3 protein-coding genes are annotated in these 2,645 nt (G+C 55.4%); all 3 read left to right on the top strand.

What is annotated here, in order from left to right:
* Window positions 1–103: 103 nt before the first annotated feature.
* Entirely contained in the window at window positions 104–913 is an 810-nt protein-coding gene (gene rpsB, locus ACIQ5B_RS10845; protein ID WP_183940311.1) for a 30S ribosomal protein S2, read from the top strand.
* Between the two features lie 148 nt (window positions 914–1,061).
* On the top strand, window positions 1,062–1,988 hold the full coding sequence (gene tsf, locus ACIQ5B_RS10840) for a translation elongation factor Ts (protein ID WP_333569496.1): 927 nt from the start codon (window positions 1,062–1,064) through the stop codon (window positions 1,986–1,988).
* A gap of 102 nt (window positions 1,989–2,090) precedes the next feature.
* A partial coding sequence (gene pyrH, locus ACIQ5B_RS10835; protein ID WP_397599024.1) for a UMP kinase occupies window positions 2,091–2,645 on the top strand: 555 nt, incomplete at its 3' end.

Below are 2,645 nucleotides of genomic sequence, written 5' to 3'. Positions count from 1 at the left end.
CGCTCATTCCACATGGGAAACGCACATACCGGTGCTGATCTTTGTCTTTTAGGCAACAGTGACGTTCTAGTTTCCCAGAGGCTCAACCGGAAGGAGAAGTACCATGGCGGCACCTGTCGTAACCATGCAGCAATTGCTTGAAGCTGGGGCCCATTTCGGCCACCAAACACACCGTTGGAACCCGCGTATGAAGCCGTATATCTTCGGCGCGCGCAACGGCATCCACATTCTCGATCTTTCGCAGTCCGTGCCATTGTTTGCACGTGCGCTTGATTTCGTTGCCCAGAGCGTTTCGTCGGGCGGCAAGGTTCTGTTCGTTGGCACAAAGCGCCAGGCACAGGGCCCAATCGCTGATGCAGCACGCGCATCGGGTCAGCATTTCGTCAACCACCGCTGGTTGGGCGGCATGCTCACCAACTGGAAGACCATTTCGAACTCGATCAAGAAGCTCAAGACGCTTGAAGAGCAGCTTTCGGGCGACACGCACGGTTTCACGAAGAAGGAAATTCTTCAGATGACCCGCGAGCGCGACAAGCTTGAAATGAGCCTTGGCGGTATCCGCGACATGGGCGGCATTCCTGACGTGATGTTCGTCATCGACGCCAACAAGGAAGAGCTCGCCATCAAGGAAGCCAATGTTCTTGGCATTCCTGTCATCGCGATCCTCGATTCGAACGTATCGCCAGACGGTATCGCGTTCCCGGTTCCTGCAAATGATGACGCAGCGCGCGCCATTCGTTTGTACTGCGACGCGGTTGCCACTGCGGCGACCAAGGGCAACGTAAATGCTAAGGTTGCCAAGGGCGTTGACCTTGGTGCCGAAGTTGAACCAGCTGCTGAACCTGCATTGGCCGAAGAAGCTGCACCTGTAGCCGAAGTCGCTGCCGAAGAAGCACCAGCTGCCGACGCTTAAATAAAGCTTGTGTCCCCCCGACCTGTTCGGGGGGCATGACCCGAAACATCGGTGTACACATCGTTTTCGGATCATATTTTCCCGCTTTCACGGGAATGACAAAATTGGCGGCTATGGATGCCGCCGCATTCATTCGAAAGGACAAAATATGTCTGCAATTACAGCTTCAGCCGTCAAGGAACTGCGTGAGCTTTCCGGCGCCGGCATGATGGACGCCAAAAAGGCGCTTGAAGAAACCAATGGCGATATCGAAGCCGCAGTAGATTTGCTGCGTGCCAAGGGTCTTGCCACTGCTGCCAAGAAATCGAGCCGTACGGCTGCAGAAGGTCTTGTTGGCGTTGCCGTTGAAGGTACCAAGGGTACTGCCATCGAAGTCAACAGCCAGACGGACTTCGTTGCGAAGAACGAACAGTTCCAAGAATTCGTTGCTGCTGTCAGCAATGTTGCATTGAGCCTGAGCGCAAATGACGCTGAAGCGGTTTTGGCTGCGCCTTATGGCGGCGGCGAAACCGTTCAGGATCGTTTGACCAACAACATTGCAACCATCGGTGAAAACCAGGTTATCCGCCGCGTTAAGTCGCTTTCGGTCAGCAATGGTCGCGTTGTTTCATATGTGCACAACGCTGCTGCGCCTGGCATGGGTGGTATCGGTGTTCTCGTGGCGCTCGAAAGCGAAGCAGATGCTGCAACGCTCGACAGCCTCGGCAAGCAACTGGCGATGCACATCGCCGCTGCATTCCCGCTTTCGCTCGACGAAACCGGTTTGGACGCAGAAACACTTGAGCGCGAGCGTGGCATTGCCCGTGAAAAGGCTTCGGAAAGCGGCAAGCCTGCGGATATCGTCGAAAAGATGGTTGAAGGCGCTGTTAAGAAGTTCGCAAAGGAAAATGCTTTGTTGAGCCAGCCATTCGTTATGGACGGCAAGACACCGATTTCCGACGTTGTTGCCGCAGCTGGTAAAGAAGCTGGCAAGCCAATCGTGTTGAAGGACTATGTCCGCTTCCAGCTTGGTGAAGGCATCGAAAAGGAAGTGTCTGACTTTGCAGCTGAAGTCGCTGCTGCGGTCGGCGGATAAATATTCTTGGCTTCCCCGTCACATGACGGGGATAAAGCCTTGGCGATGTGGCGCGCGGCTCCTATAGCTGGGCGCCATTATTGTATCGGGACGAGGGACATTATGAGCGCGCACGGCTATCGTCGTATATTGCTTAAGCTTTCGGGCGAAGTGCTGATGGGGGATCAGGCCTATGGCATTGACCCAGATACCGTCGCGCGCGTGGCCGAAGAAGTAAAGGCGGCCCAGGATACCGGGCTTCAACTGTGCCTCGTTATCGGTGGTGGTAACATCTTCCGCGGAATGGCCGGTGCTGCCAAGGGTATGGATCGCGCACAGGCGGACTATATGGGCATGCTGGCAACGGTCATGAATGCTTTGGCCATGCAGAATGCGCTTGAACAGCTTGGCGTTCCCACACGGGTTCAGTCGGCCATCGAAATGGACAAAGTGTGCGAGCCCGTCATTCGTCGCCGCGCTGAGCGTCACCTTGAAAAAGGCCGGATCGTCATTTTCGCCGCCGGCGTTGGTGCGCCGTTCTTCACGACGGACAGTGGTGCCGCATTACGTGCTGCCGAAATGCAGTGCGATGCCTTGTTCAAAGGCACTTCGGTCGATGGTGTATATGACGCCGATCCGAAGAAGGTCGCGACAGCAACCCGTTATGAAACATTGAGT

Source organism: Sphingorhabdus sp. (assembly GCF_044374345.1).
Lineage (GTDB): Bacteria > Pseudomonadota > Alphaproteobacteria > Sphingomonadales > Sphingomonadaceae > Sphingorhabdus_B.
The sequence above is the reverse complement of the archived record's forward strand: the minus strand, read 5'-3'. Positions and strand labels throughout refer to the sequence as shown.